We start from the raw sequence: 16,471 nt of genomic DNA, 5'->3' as shown, positions 1-16,471 counted from the left end.
GTTCAGCCCTTGTCGCAGGGGCTGTTATAATTAGATTAGATATTTTAATTATATTTCAAACTATTAAGGAACCACGCAGGCATCATGTATTCCTATGTCGCACGCCAGCCAATTTTTAATCGTCAGCAACGGACCGTCGGGTACGAGCTGCTGTTTCGCGACGGGGAGAGTAATGCTTTTCCGGTTATCGAGGCGAACAAGGCGACGTGTCGGCTGCTGGTGGAAAATTACATGGCGGTTGGCGATAACCCGGCGACAGCCGGTCAGCGCACCTTTATCAACTTTCCCTATGAGAGCCTGATCCGCCTGCTCCCTATGCTTCTGCCGAAGCGGAAAGTGATTATTGAGGTACTCGAGAGCTGTGCGCCGGATGAAGAGCTGTTTGTGGCGATCAAATATCTCTATCGCCAGGGCTATGTCATCGCCCTGGATGACTTCGAGATGGCACCGCAATGGCAGCGATTCTTGCCCTATGTGCACATTATCAAACTGGACTTAATGAAAATCGGCATCGAGCAGGCGTGCGAGTTCGTCAACCAGCACCGTGACCGCAAGCTTAAGTTTCTGGCCGAAAAAGTAGAAACCCATCAAGATTATGCCGCCGCCTATGAGGCCGGTTTTCAGTTTTTCCAGGGTTATTACTTCAGCAAGCCGGAGATGCTCAAAAATCGTCAGGTCGAACCGGAAAAGCTGACCACTGTGCGCCTGCTGCAGGAGATCTGCCGTGAGCCGGTGGACTTTGGCCGGGTCGAGAGGATCATCATCAGTGATGTTTCGCTGTCCTACCTGCTGCTGCGCTACGTGAACGCGGCCACTCATCGCACCATTGAACCTATCAGCTCGTTTAAGCAGGCGTTGGTTTATCTTGGTGAGGATAAAATCAAAATCTTCGTCAGTGCCGTGGCAACGGCGCATGCGGCGATCGATAAGCCTAAAGAGCTGTATTCGCTGTCACTGCAGCGAGCCAGAATGTGCGAGATGCTGGCGGCGAGTAGCCGACTGGCTGTTGAAAAGGACAAGGCGTTTCTGACCGGTCTGTTTTCACTGCTCGATGCCTTGCTGGATAACTCGCTGGAGCAGCTGCTGACCCTGTTGCCGCTTGAGCCGGATGTGCGGGAGGCCTTGCTAAATCATCAGGGAGCGCTAGGTCGGATACTGGCCTTGCTTGATGCCTACGAGCAGGCTGACTGGGAGAAGATCAGTGTTCATTGCCAGGCGCTGGGGATAGGTGAGGAGCTGGTGGCGAAAAGCTATCAGCATGCCCTGCAGTGGTCTTCCCTGTACCTTGATACATCTCCCAACCCGGACTCAACTGCTTGATTGTGGCTGTTTGATGAATCTTTTTTGAAAAGGCGGGAGCATTGCTTATGTGTTCCCGCCTTTTTGTTTACACTGGTTGTTTTTGGACTAGACCAACCTTACCAACCCCGCAGGAGATAAATCGACAGTGTCTGTGTTTGCCTTTGTGCTGGTCGTGCTTTCTGCCGTGATTCATGCCAGCTGGAATCTGCTGGGAAAATCCCGAACGCCGACACCGGCCTTCTTCTGTGTTGCCAGCCTTGGTGCCGGCATGCTTTTGGTACCGGTGATATGGGTGGTCCTGACCTCGGCCTCACCGCTTTCTTTTTCGTATTGGCTACTGCTGACGGTCAGCGGCTTTTGTCAGATGGTGTACATGGCCAGCCTGGCGCGCGCTTATCAGCAGGCGGATGTCGGCGTGGTATACCCGATAGCGCGGGCGCTGCCGGTATTGATGGTGGCGGCGGCCAGCACCTTGCTCGGGCAGTCGATGCCTATATTGGCCTGGGCCGGGATGGTACTGGTGACCCTCGGTTGCCTGATGGTGCCGGTAGTCAGTTTTCGTCGCTGGCACTGGCGGGCCTATTGGCACGGCGGGTGTCTGTGGGCTCTGCTGGCGGCGATTGGCACGGCAGGCTATTCGGTCCTGGATAACCATGCACTGGCAGCGATGACGGCGCATTATCAGCACGCAGTGTCGCCAATGTGGATAGCGTTTGGTTATCTGGGAATGCAGTTTATTGTAACGGGCCTGTGGTTGTTGCTGTGGTGTTGCAACAGGGCAGGGCGTCGGCAGTTGAAACAAGGCTGGCAGGACAGAAAGATTGCCTTGCTGACCGGGCTCATGATGGGCGGAACCTACGGGCTGGTATTGCTGGCGATGACGCTGACAGAGAATGTCAGCTACGTTGTTGCCCTGCGTCAGCTCAGCATCCCGGTTGGCGTCGGGCTGGGGATCTGGCTATTGCGCGAGCCGGCACACCGGCCGCGGTTGGTCGGTGCCGGATTGGTGTGCCTGGGGCTGGTCGCGGTGTCGCTGCGTTAGTTAGTCTTTGCTAACTTGGGAGGCTAGCGCTTTTCTACGGCATATTGGCTCAGCACCTTGACGGCAGCCGTCAGTGCTGGGTTGAGGGTTTTGTTTGACGGATAGCATAACCCAAGTCGGCGGAACATTCGCGGCCCGTCCAGCGGGACGGTGACCAGCTGGTTGGCCGTTTCCAGCACTCCGGTCGGCAGAAAAGAGATCCCTAGTCCGGCCTGTACCAGATGCATCACCTGGGTTTTGTGCTCGGCCTTGGCAACCAGATTTACGGCAAGGCCGTCACAGGCCAGCAGGCCGATGGTCTGCTGGTGGGCTTCGCAAGGCGGACATTCGATGAAATCATGCTGGTGGAGCTGCTCCGGCGGTACCTTTTCCATACTCGCCAGCGGATGGTCGGGCGGCATGCACAGTACATAGTCTTCATCCCACAGCGGCAGGAAGATCTCGTCTTCGGCCTTGAACATATCCAGCGTCAGGCGTGCATCGGCAGGGGCATCGTGATCAACCAGCTCCAGCAATAAGTTAGGGATCTGCTGTTTAAGCTGGGCCAGTACCCGGGCCAGCTGAGACTGGCTCAGATCGGGAAAGTTGGCTAGCTTGAGCGGCAGGCACTCGGTTCGCTGCTGAAACAGCTGCGGCAGGCGGTTTATATCGCCCAGCAGCCTGATCGCCAGCGGGTAGAGGTAGTGGGCTTCGTCAGTCAGATCGACCCCTTTCTTATGGCGAACAAATAGCGGGGTGTTGAGCTCGGCTTCCAGTTGTTTGATGGCATTGGAGATAGAAGGCTGCGAGACAAAGCAGCGTTCGGCTGCAAGCGTGATGTTCTTCTCTTCGTAGACGGCAACAAAAAAGCGCAGCAGGCGTAAGTCCATAAGGGAAAACTCGTTGGGGATCAGACGGTCATGATACCAAACAGAATAGCGGCTGGCCGGATAAAAACAAAAGCCGGGAATAATCCCGGCTTGTTGGTTGAGTGTCGTGTTTAGCCGCCAATACTGTAGTAGGTGGCAGCTCCCGGACCTACCGGGATACCAAGCACAAATACCCAGACATAGAACATGATGCTCCAGCCGAAGATGAATACTATTGAGTAAGGCAGCATGGTCGAGATCAGTGTTCCCAGGCCAAGGTTCTTCTGGTAACGGGTAGCAACGGCCAGGATCATCCCGAAGTAGCTCATCATCGGAGTGATGATGTTTGTGACCGAATCACCGATACGGTAAGCCGCCTGAATGGTCTCCGGAGCGTAACCAACCAGCATCAGCATAGGAACAAAGATCGGTGCGGTAACCGCCCATTGCGCCGACGCCGAGCCAATCATCAGGTTGATGAAGCCACACATCAGGATAAAGGCGAAGAACAGCATCGGGCCGGTCAGGCCGATGGACTGGAGGAAATCAGCCCCGGCAACGGCAAAGACCTGGCCGAAGTTCGTCCACTTGAAGAAAGCGACAAACTGGGCAGCGAAGAATACCAGCACGATGTACATGCCCATCGAGGACATTGATTTTGACATGGCATCAATTACGTCGCGGTCATTTTTCATGGTGCCGACAACCTTGCCGTAGACAAAGCCCGGAATGGCGAAAAAGACGAAGATGAAGGCGACGATCCCTTTAAGGAATGGTGAGCCAGCAACCAGGCCGGTGTCAGGATGGCGCAGGATCCCGTTTTCCGGCACGATGGTCAGTGCCAGCAGCGCCGATACAACCAGAGCGGCGAGGCCGGCAGCCTTCAGGCCTTTTTTCTCAAGCTCGGTCAGCTTGCCCATCTTGTCCTTGCCCAGATCTTCGCTGGCCTCTTCCGCATTGTATTTGCCCAGCTTAGGCTCAACAATTTTCTCGGTCACGAAGGCACCCATAATGGTGATGGCAAACGTCGAGGCAAACATAAAGTACCAGTTAACTTCCGGCCCGACCGAGTAGTTCGGATCAATCATCTGGGCGGCAGTCTGGGTAATGCCCGACAGCAGTGGATCGACGGTACCCAACAGCAGGTTGGCGCTGTAGCCGCCGGAGACACCGGCAAAGGCTGCAGCCAGACCGGCTAACGGGTGACGGCCCAGGGAATGGAACAGCATGGCAGCCAGCGGTACCAGTACTACATAGCCCAGCTCAGAGGCGGTATTGGAAATGATACCGGCGAAGACGACAACCAGTGTCACCATACGGCGCGAGGCGCCCATCACCAGTCCGCGCATGGCAGAGGAAAGCATGCCTGAGTGTTCGGCAATGGCAACGCCCAGCATAGCAACCAGTACGGTACCCAACGGCGCAAACCCGGTGAAGTTGGTTACTAAATTGGCCACGATTTTTTGCAGGCCTTCGGCGTTGAGCAGGCTGACAACCTGGATCATGCCATCGGCGGCACGTCCGGCTGCGCCTTCTGGGCGGGGATCAGCGACCGCCACTTCAAAGTAACCGGCAATACCGGATGCGACGAGGATGGCAAGACAGAAAATAGCAAACAGGGTAATTGGATGGGGCAGCAGGTTGCCGAGCCATTCAACAGTATCAAGAAAACGGGTGAATAAGGTTTTCTTTGGTGGTTGTTGTGTTTGTGGTGAAGCAGATGAGTGCATCACGACCTCCATTTATCGTTTAATCCCATCAATGGGTACGTCTCTTGTCGGGGGAGGAGGTTACGTCATTGTTAAGATCTGAAACAAAATATAATTGTGTCAAAATGTGTCTATCGTGAAGCTATTGTCTGTAAAGTGTAAATATTTTGGGCTAATTGTTCGTTGTGGTTATGTGTCGACTGGCGTTTGTTTGTTGTTGTTATGTTACAGGTTGATTATTGGGCGTTCTATGTTGGAAGCTCAGATGACATGAATCAGTGAATTAGCGACCGTATAGTGATATTTGCGTGCGGTTAATCACAGATCTTGATTGTCGAGAAGCAATGCGCCGCTTTGGTAACACTTGCTTTACATATCTTGACAAGGAGACGCGTATATATCTTGCTATCTATCCATAGCTAAAATTTATGATAAGCAGAAAAAAAGGATATTTTTCCTGAACAGTGCAGCCCGATATAGTAGCGCCATCAACTGAATGCCGGCCGTTGATGACATCTCTACTATCTATTAGCAAAGGGTTTCATTATGTCTAAGTCTCTAATTGTGATCACAGGTGCAAGTTCAGGTATCGGCGAAGCAACCGCACGTAAACTGTCTGCAGAAGGCCACCCTCTATTGTTACTGGCTCGTCGTATTGAACGACTGGAAGCGTTGCAGCTGCCGAATACATTGTGTCGTCAGGTGGATGTCACAGATGCTGACGCCTTCGCTACAGCGATCAAAGAAGCTGAAGCACAGTTCGGGCCGGTTGACTGCCTGATCAATAACGCAGGTGTGATGTTGCTTGGCCTGGCCCATGAGCAGGATCCGGCTGAATGGAAAACCATGTTCGATGTGAATGTGATGGGGCTGCTTAACGGCATTCACGTTGTACTGGCCGATATGAAGGCGCGCCAGCACGGTACCGTGATCAATATCAGTTCGGTTGCCGGTCGCAAGACTTTCCCGAGCCACGCTGCCTACTGTGGCACCAAGTTTGCTGTTCATGCCATCACTGAGAATATCCGTGAAGAAGTGGCCGATGACAACGTACGCTTTATCACGATTGCACCGGGTGCGGTAGAAACTGAACTGCTAAGCCACACGACCAATGATGAGATCAAGGCGGGCTACGAAGAGTGGAAAGACGGCATGGGTGGGGTGATTGCACCGCAAGATATCGCCAATGCCATCAGTTTTGCCTACCAGCAGCCACAGAACTTGTGTATTCGCGAGATCGTTCTGGCTGCAACCCGTCAGCAGCCATAATGTCAGTATTCTGTGAGTAATTGATGAAAGCCGGAGTCAGTTCAGGTACTTACTCCGGCTGACTGCTATATTAGACAGTATTGGCAAGCCATTAGGCTCACTGTCAATACCGGATGAGAAGCAGGCTTATTACTTACAGGAGACCAACGGGTGAGGCAGAAGGTTGTCTTTTTTGATTTACTTCGCTGTATAGCGGCGATAGCCGTTGTCGTTATCCATGTTCTCGGCCCCTACCGTGATCAGCTGGGTGTGATCTCCGACAGCGCCTGGATCACTGCGACAAGTTTCAATAGTTTTAGCCGCTGGGCTGTCCCTGTCTTTATCATGATCACCGGTGCGCTAATGCTGAGCGATACCCGTGAATTTGATGCGAAATACTATGTCAAACGGCGCCTTGGCAAGGTGTTGCTCCCTTTCTTGATATGGTCCGTTTTTTACGCGTTCTTATCGGGCCTGACCGCCGCTGGCTATGATGGCGCTACCGCGCTGGAGACACTCAAAGCCCTGCCCGAGCATGAAACCTACTATCACCTTGGTTTCTTTTACTATTTTATCCCGCTGTATTTTGTGGTGCCGTTCCTTCAATACTATGTCCGGCAAACTGATCGAACGGGCACAATTGCACTTACCCTTGTTTGGCTAGTGTTGACCTCCTTGTTCCTGTTCAAGATCGATGGCTTTTGGAGCCATCAGCTGATTTTATATAGCGGGTACTTACTTCTCGGTTATTGCCTGTTCCAGCTTCAGTGGCCGGCATTGAAATGGTTGGTTGTCCTGGGGGGAGCTGGACTGCTGCTGACCGACTATATGGTGGTGAGTAACAGCTTCTCGGCCGGGGAGTATACCGTTGGCCGCTGGATGTCTTACAAGACACTCAATACTGCCTGTATCGCGGCGATGATTTTTGCCTTGTGCCGTCATTATTGTGACCGCTTAAGTCAGGCTTGGCTCACGCGCATTGCATTCATGAGTCGTTATAGCCTTGGCATTTATCTGTTGCATCCGATTTTTCTGTGGCCGGTACGTGAGTACGACCTGTATTTTGCCCATCCGCTGATCATGATCCCGTTCTGGACCCTGATTTGTACCGGATTGGCATTGACGGCCAGCTGGATGCTGGCAAAGAGCACTAAAACAGCCTGGCTGGTGCCCTAGAGCCTCCTGCCAGGTGGTAGCAGAACTAATCTCGGGTCAGGGCGAAGTGTATAAATGACAGCCCTTTATAGGTCATGATACCGCGATCGCCTGGGTTGAGTGCATGGTAGTAATGTATACCGACCAAAAATTCGCGTTTGGGGCCGCCTTTGGTCGGCTGAACATAAATCCAGTACTCTTCGTTGTCATCACCGGGCTGGGCACCGATAACTGGCACGCTTTGTTTGGCGAGGATCTCGACCTCAACTTTCTTTTCGGGGGCGTTTTCTCCTTGTACGTGGCGGCGATAGAAGCGAATGAAATAAACTAATGAAATCACGAACAGGATGGCAACAGCCAGCACAATCCCTATTGGCATCAATGTACTCCTTGGTTAGCCGTACAATCCGGGTGAGAGTATTATTATTGAATGCCGTGCCTGGTAGTACATCCGAAGTGATAAATCGTGACTGCTACAGGATTTTCTCTGCAGGGAAAGAAACGGTTATTCCCTGAGGCAATACAATTAGTTAGTTATCGCTGTAAATCAGTGTCAGCAGGCTTTGCAAGGACTTTAAGTCACGATAAGGTAAGTAGAAAGAGCAGAAAGGAGATCGGCGTATGGCCAATATTGAATTAGTTGTTACGCGCTCAAGGCGGATAGAGCACTTACTGCGTGAGCATTATCATGCTGAAGGCAAGGGCCTGCACCAGCTTATTACCAGCTGTGAGGAGCGCCTGCCTCATGAAATTATCCCCAAACTCCGTTTTGTGGCATCGGTGCGGAATAAAACTGTACATGAAGAAGGGTATAAGCTGGATGACAAGCCGGGCTTTCTGGCTGCTTGCCGGGATTGTGAAGATGAACTGACACCCCGCAGCGGCCGCTTTGTCTGGACGGTTGCTGCCTTGGTTGTGTTGGGGTTTACCGCATTGGCTGTCTGGTTCTATTCAGAGCATTGGCACCGTATCAACCTTACTCCCTGACGCGAATAGTGAACACCACCAACGGTTAATTGCTTACCCCTTTCCGCTGTTTGCCCTATGTTGCGGCAGACTATTCCTGCCGTTACCTGCTAAAACGAAAAAAGGTGCCAATAGGCACCTTTTTTTGAATTTTGTATTTTGCTTAGTAGATAACAGGCAGCGTCATTAAACCGACAACCACTGCGATCATCATAAGCCCTTGTTTTTGAGATGTTGTGAACATAGGTAAGATCCTCGTGTTGCTGCTGATTATGTGTTGATAAATACAATAGCATTGTTTTTGGCCTTTAGGCAAGCTCAACTGCAAAATTGTCAGGATAAGTTAAGTTTAAGGTGCTTTTAATGGTGCTTATTGGCTAAATAAACTGTGTTTTTTGCGTGGATTAAATAATGTGCGCATTGTCTTATTTTTGCTTTTTATGTTTTTAAGTTATTGTTTTTTAGTCATTTTAATGTGTGTGATCGTGATTTTCATTGTCTTTTTTTGAGTTTTTTATAATTTGTCGATCATATGTCGTCATGCGCCGTCTGTGATTGCTTTTGTGTGGTCTTGGTAAATGGTGATGATGTTGTGATCGATAAGGCGAAGTGGTAATTAGATAATTATGCTGTTTGCTCAGCTGCTTATATTGTTTATGTTTGGTTTTTAATGAAATTGGCAGTGTAAAAGTCCTGCGCTATATATTCTGTATTTTATTGAAATATCTCAATGTAAGTTATTGATATGGATTGTTTATTTTTATGGGGTCGACTGTGTGGTGACGTTGGTATTACGGCCTAACAGGCTGTGATGGATTTGAGTAATTTGAGTGAGGGGATTATTCATTACCTTGATATAAGGCAACCGTTTGCTATTTTTGTTTTGCTATCCTGAGGCTTATCGCTCATGGCGTGAAGTATTTCGCAACAAAGCTTTAGTGAATTTCCAATACTGAACAGTTTAGCGACTGATGTCTTAGTGTTTTTATAAGCGGGGTCTAGTTCTCGGGGATCCCTGCTAGACAATCCTGTTTGGGTTTCTAAACTGTCCCTGCTTATAACTATAATGATACTGGTGATGTTATGTGGGTTTGGTTAGCCATATCTTTATCTGCTTTATTACATGTTACAGCTGCGTACCATGGCCCTAAGTGGCAGTATTACTTTTTCAAGCCATTTACCATGGTGTTGTTGTTGCTCCTGGCCTGGCAAACAGGGCTGGAAAGTGTTTATCACCAGGCCATTTTTGTCGGGCTCGGGCTGTCTGTTGTCGGTGATGTTTTCCTGATGTTACCTAAAGACCGGTTTATTCCTGGTCTGGTTAGCTTTCTTCTCGCCCATATTGCCTATTCATTGGCATTTTGGAGCCAGCTCAATGGCGATATGGTGTGGTGGTTGCCGGCGATGCTGGTCGGTGGCGGCGTTATCGTATTTTTGCTGTTGCTACCGTCATTAGGAAAGATGATCGTGCCGGTTGCCGTTTATATTGCGGTTATTGTTCAGATGACCTGGGCGGCGGGGGAGTTCTGGTTAACCGTGGGCTCAACAGCTGGGTTGCTGGCGTTTATTGGTGCCCTGGTCTTTATTGTCTCCGACACGGTCCTGGCCGTTGATCGTTTCCGGGGGCCTTTCAAGCCTTCGACAGCGATCATTATGCCCAGCTATTATCTGGCGCAGTCACTCTTTGTGGCAACGCTATTGGTTCAAGGCTAGCAACCCGGGCGGTATGAAAGAAAACCATTGGTAGGAAGGTCTTTGTCTGTGGTGTTGTCGGGGCCGAAACCAGCCATAAGGAGTGTGTGATGGGCGGACCATGGATCAAGGTATATGATGCTGCCAATAATCTGGAGGCATATAGCCTCAAGGGTATGCTGGAGAGCGAGCATATCGAGGTGCAGCTCAGCGGTGAGTGCCTGTCTTCGGCGACAGGAGAGTTGCCGACAGATGTGCTGCAGGTTGGTGTCTGGGTAAGGGAAGATCAGGTGCCGCTGGCAAGGCAGCAGCTGGCGCAATATGAACACACTGTTGCCAGCAGCTGGAACTGCCCACACTGTGCCGAGCATAACGAAGGCCAGTTTGAAATTTGCTGGCAGTGCGGATGTGATAGGCCCTAAACATATATTTTAAATGCTCTTAGTTGTCCTGAGTCAACTTCGCGCGTTGTGCTTGTGGTTTAATACTGGCATATACCCCAACGGCTGCGAGAGATCCTATGACCCAGACCCATGCTCACAATGTCTTAAATATGCTGCTGGCCGCAGAGACCCCCTATACGGTTGAGTCTCTAAAACAAGCCGTTATTGCCGAATACGGTGAAGAGGTGCGTTTTCATACTTGTAGTCAGCAGGATTTGACTTTTGATGCCCTGTTAACGTTTTTGCTTGATCGTCGCAAGGTGATTCAAGATGGCGATACTATCACGGCCAATCGTGAACGGATGTGTAGCCACTAAGCGCCTACCCAAAAAATAGATTGCGTTAAAGGTGGTAAATTTATCGCCACCTTTTTGTTCGTTTGTTATACTTTCCCGCTTCTAGTCAGCTTTCTGGCTGACACCGTTATTTTTCTTAATCTTCTTACGATTAATCTCTGTCTGAGGTCTGCTTTGTGGAAATAATCTCTGCAGCGGTCATGCTATTTTTGATCATGGATCCGCTCGGCAATCTGCCGGTAATGTTATCGATCCTGCGGCATATTGAGCCGAAAAGGCGGCGAATCATTATGGTTCGTGAGCTGCTGATTGCCTTGGTTATTTTATTGGCCTTTTTATTTGGCGGTCAGAGCCTGCTGAACTTCCTCCATGTTTCGGCGGAGACGGTCAGTATTTCAGGCGGTATTATCCTGTTCTTGATTGCAATCCGGATGATTTTCCCTCAGCCGGGTGGCGTGACGGGGCTGGCAGCCGGTGAGGAACCGTTTATTGTACCTATGGCGATCCCAATGATTGCCGGGCCGTCGGTACTGGCATCCTTGCTGTTGCTGTCTAATCAGGAGCCAGGCAGAACCGGGGATTGGGTTCTGGCTGTGTTGTTGGCGTGGGGAGCCTCATTTGTAATTCTGATGTTCTATGAGGTCTTCAACCGCTTGTTGGGAGAAAAAGGGCTCAAGGCCGTCGAACGTTTGATGGGGTTGCTGTTGATCATGATGTCGACCCAGATGTTCCTCGACGGAATACGCAAGTTCTTCCAGATAGGCGCGTAACGGGCGGGATTGCTGAAAGAGACATAGAAAAAGCGAGAGCTGGGGCTCTCGCTTTTTCGTTTCTGGCTCTGTGCCGGCTTACATCATGTGTTTGCGGCGGATGTCGAGCAGGGAAAAGATGCCGAAAATCAGTATTGACCACTTCTCCCAGCGGCTCATCTTGATCTTGTCGCCGAAGGCGCCGATGAAAATCAGCATCTGCAGGCCGTGCATCATCAGCAGGAAGCCCGTCATAATGTACAGTGCCATGGCAGCTACACCCGGGAAGGGGTGGAAAATATTGACCAGCAGGACCAGCCAGACAAATCCGATGGCGGCTTTCGCCAACAAAATTAGCGTTTTCATGCTTCCTCTCTCTCATATAGCCGGTAGCTAACCTGTCCGGCGGTTTTTTCTCTGTGCAAATGCCAGTGGGGTGGCGTGTCGGGATCACCCAGCTCTTTCTCGGCTTCAATATAAATGATGGCACGGGGTGCCAGCCAGCCATTGTTTTCCAGCAGGGCTATCACCTCCTGTAGCAAATTCTTACGAAATGGCGGGTCGATAAAAACGATATCGTAGGGAGTTCCCGGCTTGCTGAGATAGGCCAGGCTGTCGGTATTGTGGATATGCGCATTGTCGGCACCCACGGTTTGACGATTTTTTTCCAGTTGCTCGGCAGCTTTTTTGTCCAGTTCGAGCATGGTCACACTTTGTGCCCCGCGCGACAGGGCCTCAAAGCTCAGGCTGCCGCTGCCGGTGAATAAATCCAGGCAGTTTGCCTCATAGAGATCTTGTGCTAACCAGTTGAAAACTGTCTCTTTTACACGATCTGTCGTGGGTCTGAGGCCTTCAACATCATGGACCGGAAGTTTCCGTCCGCGCCAGCGACCACTGATGATTCTAACGAACCCTTCCCGGCGGTTATTTGGCATATTTCGCCCTGATTGTTGCCTGCGTCTCGTCATAGATTTCTTCGACCGTTTAGAAAATGATAGTATACACCTGTTTTTAGGCTGCAAATTGTACCAATCAAGCTCTAGGATTTGCCAATGGCAGAAAAAAAGAAACGCGGATTATTTTCGTGGCTGGGTTTTGGTTCTGAAGAACAGACCGAGCAAGTTGAACAAAATAAAGACCACCAAGAGGTGGAGACCCAAGCTGAACCGACTCAGGATGATGTAGCGGCGGCGAAAGCGGCAGAAGAAGCTGAAGCCCAAGCTGCGGCGAAAGCGGTGGAAGAGGCCGAAGCTCAGGCTGCAGCGAAAGCGGCAGAAGAGGCTCAGGCTCAGGCGGCAGCGAAAGCGGCAGAAGAGGCCGAGGCTCAGGCTGCAGCGAAAGCGGCAGAAGAGGCCGAGGCTCAGGCTGCAGCGAAAGCGGCAGAAGAAGCTGAAGCCCAAGCTGCGGCGAAAGTTGCAGAAGCAGAAGAAGCAGAAGAAGCGGAAGCAGAGGCGGTTGAGCAAACGGCACAAGAGCCAGTGGTTGATGAAACCATAGTTCATGAGCAGGAAAAGCCGAAAAGTGAAGGCTTCTTCGCCCGCCTTATGCGCGGCCTCAAGAAGACCAAGACAAACTTTGGCACCGGCTTCATAAGTCTGTTCCGTGGCAAGAAGATTGATGACGATCTGTTCGAGGAGCTAGAAGAACAGCTGCTGGTGGCCGATGTCGGTATGGACACCACGCTGAAAATCATTGAAAACCTGACTGAAAAAGCAGATCGCAAAGATCTTAAAGACGGTGAGGCGCTCTATGGATTGCTCAAAGACGAGCTGGGTGAGATGCTGGAGAAAGTCGAGCAGCCACTGGTCGTTGATACCAGCAAGAAGCCTTACGTGATCCTGATGGTCGGGGTCAACGGGGTGGGCAAAACTACCACAATTGGCAAGCTGGCCAAGCAATTCCAGGCTGAAGGCAAGTCTGTCATGCTGGCGGCCGGTGATACCTTCCGTGCAGCCGCGGTTGAGCAGTTGCAGGTATGGGGAGAGCGAAACAATGTGCCTGTCGTGGCCCAGCACACCGGAGCCGATAGTGCGTCAGTTATTTTTGATGCGATTGAGTCGGCCAGGGCCCGCAATGTGGATGTTGTGATTGCCGATACGGCAGGCCGTCTGCAGAACAAGGGCAACCTGATGGAAGAGCTGCGCAAGATTGTGCGCGTGATGAAGAAGGTTGATCCGCAGGCTCCGCATGAAATCATGCTGACCGTCGATGCCGGTACCGGCCAGAATGCGATCAGCCAGGCCAAATTGTTCAGCGAGGTTGCTCCGGTATCGGGGATAACGATCACCAAACTGGACGGTACGGCGAAAGGTGGGGTGATCTTTGCCGTGGCAGATCAGTTCAATATCCCAATTCGCTACATAGGTATTGGCGAAGGGATCGATGATCTGCGTCCGTTTGCTGCCAATGAGTTTATTGAAGCACTGTTTAGTGACGAGGAATAAGTCGTGATTCGGTTTCAGCAGGTTAGTAAGGCTTATCGTGGCGGGCGCCAGGCCCTGCAAAAAGTGGATTTTCATCTGCAACAGGCAGATATGGCGTTCTTGACCGGCCACTCCGGTGCCGGTAAGAGTACCCTGCTGAAACTGATCTGTGCGATTGAACGGCCGAGTGATGGCCAAATCTTTTTCAACGGTCATGAAATTACCCGGATTGATAATAAGCAGATCCCTTTTCTGCGCCGTAATATCGGGATTATTTTTCAGGATCACAAGCTGCTGATGGACCGCAGTGTCTATGACAACGTTGCGATGCCGTTGCGGATTGAGCTGGCATCGGAAAATGAGGTCAAGCGGCGGGTTTCGGCCGCGCTGGACAAAGTGGGCTTGCTCGACAAGGCGCGCTGCCTGCCGATGCAGCTGTCCGGCGGTGAGCAACAGCGGGTGGGCATTGCCCGTGCGGTGGTAAACAAGCCGCGGCTGTTGCTGGCCGACGAACCGACGGGCAACCTCGATGCTGCGCTGTCTCATCAGGTGATGCAGCTGTTTGAAGAGTTCAACCGGGTAGGGGTGTGTGTGTTGATGGCAACCCATGATACCTCCTTGCTCACAACCCATAACTATCGCCGCTTTGATCTTCAGCAGGGGCATTTGAGGGAGGTAGCACGACGTGGCGCGTAAGCAAACGGGTTTCTTTACGGTGCACAAACAGCAATGCAAGGGCGCATTGGTCGAGTTGATGCGACGTCCGCTTGGCAACTTTCTGACCCTGGCAGTACTGGCTTTTGCGCTGACGTTGCCTGCCAGTTTTTACCTGCTTGCCAAAAATGTCACCCTGGTGGCACAGGCATGGCAAAATCCGACTCAGCTGACCCTGTATCTCGAGCAGGGCACCCCGACATCGGCTGCTGCTCAGTTCAGTGAGCAGTTGCAGGGCTGGCCGGAGGTTGATTCGGTAAATTATATTTCTCCCCAGCAGGGGCTGGAAGATTTTCGCGAGCATGCCGGTTTTGATCAGGCACTAACCCTGCTGGACGAGAACCCGCTGCCGTCGGTGGTTGTGGTTCGCCCGGTGACGTCATGGCAAAGCAATGACAAGGCGGTGGAGCTGGCAGCCAAGATCCGTACCGAGCCGCAGGTCGATGAAGTGAGGCTGGACAGCGACTGGCTGCAGCGGCTGGCGGCCATTAAAGATCTGGCAATCACCATGGCATTGCTGATGTCGGGACTGATGCTCTTCGCCGTTTTCCTGATTGTCGGCAACACATTGCGATTGCAGGTGCAAAACCAGAAAGACGAAATTCAGGTGATGAAGCTGGTCGGTGCGACCGACAGTTTCATTCTTCGGCCTTATCTCTATACCGGGGCCTGGTACGGCCTGATCAGCGGGACTGTGGCTTGGATATTGACGGCTATTGTCACTATACTGCTGGATGGCGCGGTGGCAAAACTGGCGGCGCTGTATGACAGCAGTTTCCGCCTGGTAGGATTACGTTGGGACGAAACCCTGATTTTACTGATGATTGCCTCGTTCCTCGGTCTGCTTGCAGCACGTTTATCTGCCGGACGCCATTTGAAAGAAATTGAACCTATCTGACGTTTTTGAATCTATAAATGATGTAAATTACGCGACCGACTTGCAAAGGTGGCTGCTTTCTGGGCATCATTACAGGTTCAGGTAATTTCCCATTGGTTTAAAAAACACACGAGGTTTGTTGAATGGCACAAGAGATGACTTCAATGGCTTTAGTTTCTGCCGATAGTCTGGATGGGTATATCCAGAGTGTTAACAGCTATCCGATGCTGTCGGCCGAGCAGGAACGCGAGTTAGCTGAGCGTCTGCATTATGATGGTGATATTAACTCGGCGAAAAAGCTGGTTATGTCCCACCTGCGCTTCGTTGTGCATGTTGCACGTGGCTATTCAGGCTACGGCCTACCAATGGCAGATTTGGTCCAGGAAGGCAATATCGGTTTGATGAAGGCGGTAAAGCGCTTTAATCCTGAAGTCGGGGTTCGCCTGGTGTCGTTTGCTGTCCACTGGATCAAGGCTGAAATTCATGAGTACGTGCTGCGTAACTGGCGTATCGTGAAAGTCGCGACCACCAAGGCCCAGCGTAAATTGTTCTTTAACCTGCGTAAGTCCAAAAAGCGCCTCGGCTGGTTCAACAATGATGAAGTTGAGATGGTTGCCGAGCAGCTGGGTGTTGAGGCAAGCGAGGTCCGTGAGATGGAGTCGCGACTGGCGGCGCAGGATCCGACCTTCGAAATGCCGTCTGAAGATGATGATCGCGATAGCGGTTACACGGCACCGGTATATTACCTCGAGGACAAGTCGTCCGATGTTGCCCTGAGCTATGAAGAGAACAATTGGGAAGCGCACGCAAACAACCGTTTGTCCCTTGCTTTGGGTAGCTTGGATGAGCGTAGCCAGCATATTGTCCGCTCTCGTTGGTTAGATGAGCAGAAGACCACCTTACAGGAGCTTGCTGATCATTATGGGGTTTCTGCCGAAAGGATCCGCCAGCTGGAGAAAAATGCGATGAAGAAGCTGAAAGAAGCGGTTGGAGAAGCGATCTAAAGA

Annotated in this window: 18 protein-coding genes; 13 read left to right on the top strand and 5 right to left on the bottom strand. The window is 51.4% G+C overall.

Annotated features, from left to right (window positions below; all coding sequences use genetic code 11):
* The first annotated feature begins 84 nt into the window (after positions 1-84).
* On the top strand, positions 85-1,320 hold the full coding sequence (locus tag MHN01_RS00835; RefSeq protein WP_239409604.1) for an EAL and HDOD domain-containing protein: 1,236 nt from the start codon (positions 85-87) through the stop codon (positions 1,318-1,320).
* 127 nt (positions 1,321-1,447) lie between these two features.
* Positions 1,448-2,344: an EamA family transporter gene (locus MHN01_RS00830; RefSeq protein WP_239409603.1), complete on the top strand. Its 897-nt coding sequence runs from the start codon at positions 1,448-1,450 to the stop codon at positions 2,342-2,344.
* Between the two features lie 23 nt (positions 2,345-2,367).
* Here MHN01_RS00830 and MHN01_RS00825 read toward each other — a convergent pair whose 3' ends face one another.
* Complete coding sequence (locus MHN01_RS00825) at positions 2,368-3,213, bottom strand: LysR family transcriptional regulator (RefSeq protein WP_239409602.1); 846 nt, start codon at positions 3,211-3,213, stop codon at positions 2,368-2,370.
* A 110-nt stretch (positions 3,214-3,323) separates the two neighbouring features.
* Positions 3,324-4,922 carry an AbgT family transporter gene (locus MHN01_RS00820; protein ID WP_239409601.1) on the bottom strand — a complete coding sequence of 533 codons (1,599 nt, stop codon included), beginning with the start codon at positions 4,920-4,922 and terminating at the stop codon, positions 3,324-3,326.
* Between the two features lie 525 nt (positions 4,923-5,447).
* Here MHN01_RS00820 and MHN01_RS00815 point away from each other — a divergent pair.
* On the top strand, positions 5,448-6,170 hold the full coding sequence (locus tag MHN01_RS00815) for an SDR family oxidoreductase (RefSeq protein WP_239409600.1): 723 nt from the start codon (positions 5,448-5,450) through the stop codon (positions 6,168-6,170).
* Between the two features lie 150 nt (positions 6,171-6,320).
* Positions 6,321-7,325: an acyltransferase gene (locus MHN01_RS00810; protein WP_239409599.1), complete on the top strand. Its 1,005-nt coding sequence runs from the start codon at positions 6,321-6,323 to the stop codon at positions 7,323-7,325.
* Between the two features lie 25 nt (positions 7,326-7,350).
* On the opposite strand, the gene MHN01_RS00805 is transcribed toward MHN01_RS00810, so the two are convergent.
* Positions 7,351-7,683 (bottom strand): DUF2500 domain-containing protein, encoded by a 333-nt coding sequence (locus MHN01_RS00805; RefSeq protein WP_239409598.1) that lies wholly within the window; start codon positions 7,681-7,683, stop codon positions 7,351-7,353.
* A gap of 242 nt (positions 7,684-7,925) precedes the next feature.
* On the opposite strand from MHN01_RS00805, the gene MHN01_RS00800 reads away from it, so the two are divergent.
* The 5 genes from MHN01_RS00800 (at position 7,926) to MHN01_RS00780 (ending at position 11,471) form a co-directional block, all read left to right on the top strand.
* The gene (locus MHN01_RS00800) at positions 7,926-8,291 is read left to right on the top strand and encodes a DUF4145 domain-containing protein (protein ID WP_239409597.1); all 366 of its coding nucleotides are present in this window, start codon (positions 7,926-7,928) and stop codon (positions 8,289-8,291) included.
* Positions 8,292-9,353: 1,062 nt separating this feature from the next.
* Positions 9,354-9,983 carry a lysoplasmalogenase gene (locus MHN01_RS00795; RefSeq protein WP_239409596.1) on the top strand — a complete coding sequence of 210 codons (630 nt, stop codon included), beginning with the start codon at positions 9,354-9,356 and terminating at the stop codon, positions 9,981-9,983.
* An 89-nt stretch (positions 9,984-10,072) separates the two neighbouring features.
* On the top strand, positions 10,073-10,384 hold the full coding sequence (locus MHN01_RS00790) for a DUF2007 domain-containing protein (RefSeq protein ID WP_239409595.1): 312 nt from the start codon (positions 10,073-10,075) through the stop codon (positions 10,382-10,384).
* Between the two features lie 98 nt (positions 10,385-10,482).
* Positions 10,483-10,722, top strand: coding sequence for a YecH family metal-binding protein (locus tag MHN01_RS00785; protein ID WP_239409594.1), 240 nt, complete (start codon positions 10,483-10,485; stop codon positions 10,720-10,722).
* 155 nt (positions 10,723-10,877) lie between these two features.
* Positions 10,878-11,471, top strand: a complete 594-nt coding sequence (locus MHN01_RS00780) for a YhgN family NAAT transporter (protein WP_370646386.1) — start codon at positions 10,878-10,880, stop codon at positions 11,469-11,471.
* Positions 11,472-11,549: 78 nt separating this feature from the next.
* Here MHN01_RS00780 and MHN01_RS00775 read toward each other — a convergent pair whose 3' ends face one another.
* Both MHN01_RS00775 and rsmD read right to left on the bottom strand, forming a co-directional pair.
* The gene (locus MHN01_RS00775) at positions 11,550-11,816 is read right to left on the bottom strand and encodes a DUF1145 domain-containing protein (protein WP_075766257.1); all 267 of its coding nucleotides are present in this window, start codon (positions 11,814-11,816) and stop codon (positions 11,550-11,552) included.
* Complete coding sequence (rsmD, locus tag MHN01_RS00770) at positions 11,813-12,418, bottom strand: 16S rRNA (guanine(966)-N(2))-methyltransferase RsmD (RefSeq protein ID WP_160652456.1); 606 nt, start codon at positions 12,416-12,418, stop codon at positions 11,813-11,815. The genes MHN01_RS00775 and rsmD overlap by 4 nt, the downstream gene beginning before the upstream one ends.
* Positions 12,419-12,502: 84 nt before the next feature.
* Here rsmD and ftsY point away from each other — a divergent pair, with 84 nt between their 5' ends.
* The 4 genes from ftsY to rpoH all read left to right on the top strand — a co-directional run bounded on the left by ftsY (position 12,503) and on the right by rpoH (position 16,468).
* Entirely contained in the window at positions 12,503-13,894 is a 1,392-nt protein-coding gene (ftsY, locus tag MHN01_RS00765; RefSeq protein ID WP_239409593.1) for a signal recognition particle-docking protein FtsY, read from the top strand.
* A 3-nt stretch (positions 13,895-13,897) separates the two neighbouring features.
* Entirely contained in the window at positions 13,898-14,569 is a 672-nt protein-coding gene (gene ftsE, locus MHN01_RS00760; protein WP_075766261.1) for a cell division ATP-binding protein FtsE, read from the top strand.
* A complete protein-coding gene (ftsX, locus tag MHN01_RS00755; protein ID WP_239409592.1) occupies positions 14,559-15,485 on the top strand; it encodes a permease-like cell division protein FtsX in 927 nt (308 codons plus the stop codon). The genes ftsE and ftsX overlap by 11 nt, the downstream gene beginning before the upstream one ends.
* A 122-nt stretch (positions 15,486-15,607) precedes the next feature.
* Complete coding sequence (gene rpoH, locus MHN01_RS00750; RefSeq protein ID WP_239409591.1) at positions 15,608-16,468, top strand: RNA polymerase sigma factor RpoH; 861 nt, start codon at positions 15,608-15,610, stop codon at positions 16,466-16,468.
* Positions 16,469-16,471 lie beyond the last annotated feature (3 nt).

The organism is Photobacterium sp. OFAV2-7 (genome assembly GCF_022347985.1).
Classification (GTDB): Bacteria; Pseudomonadota; Gammaproteobacteria; order Enterobacterales; family Vibrionaceae; genus Photobacterium.
Note: the sequence above shows the minus strand (reverse complement) of the source record. Positions and strands in the feature narration are given on the sequence as shown.

Coding starts and splice junctions, on each gene's coding strand:
- MHN01_RS00795 (WP_239409596.1), top strand. CDS start 9,354: ATGTGGGTTTGGTTAGCCATATCTTTATCTGCTTTATTACATGTTACA.
- MHN01_RS00820 (WP_239409601.1), bottom strand. CDS start 4,922: ATGCACTCATCTGCTTCACCACAAACACAACAACCACCAAAGAAAACC.
- MHN01_RS00805 (WP_239409598.1), bottom strand. CDS start 7,683: ATGCCAATAGGGATTGTGCTGGCTGTTGCCATCCTGTTCGTGATTTCA.
- MHN01_RS00815 (WP_239409600.1), top strand. CDS start 5,448: ATGTCTAAGTCTCTAATTGTGATCACAGGTGCAAGTTCAGGTATCGGC.
- rpoH (WP_239409591.1), top strand. CDS start 15,608: ATGGCACAAGAGATGACTTCAATGGCTTTAGTTTCTGCCGATAGTCTG.
- MHN01_RS00800 (WP_239409597.1), top strand. CDS start 7,926: ATGGCCAATATTGAATTAGTTGTTACGCGCTCAAGGCGGATAGAGCAC.
- ftsY (WP_239409593.1), top strand. CDS start 12,503: ATGGCAGAAAAAAAGAAACGCGGATTATTTTCGTGGCTGGGTTTTGGT.
- MHN01_RS00835 (WP_239409604.1), top strand. CDS start 85: ATGTATTCCTATGTCGCACGCCAGCCAATTTTTAATCGTCAGCAACGG.
- MHN01_RS00785 (WP_239409594.1), top strand. CDS start 10,483: ATGACCCAGACCCATGCTCACAATGTCTTAAATATGCTGCTGGCCGCA.
- MHN01_RS00775 (WP_075766257.1), bottom strand. CDS start 11,816: ATGAAAACGCTAATTTTGTTGGCGAAAGCCGCCATCGGATTTGTCTGG.
- rsmD (WP_160652456.1), bottom strand. CDS start 12,418: ATGACGAGACGCAGGCAACAATCAGGGCGAAATATGCCAAATAACCGC.
- MHN01_RS00825 (WP_239409602.1), bottom strand. CDS start 3,213: ATGGACTTACGCCTGCTGCGCTTTTTTGTTGCCGTCTACGAAGAGAAG.
- MHN01_RS00790 (WP_239409595.1), top strand. CDS start 10,073: ATGGGCGGACCATGGATCAAGGTATATGATGCTGCCAATAATCTGGAG.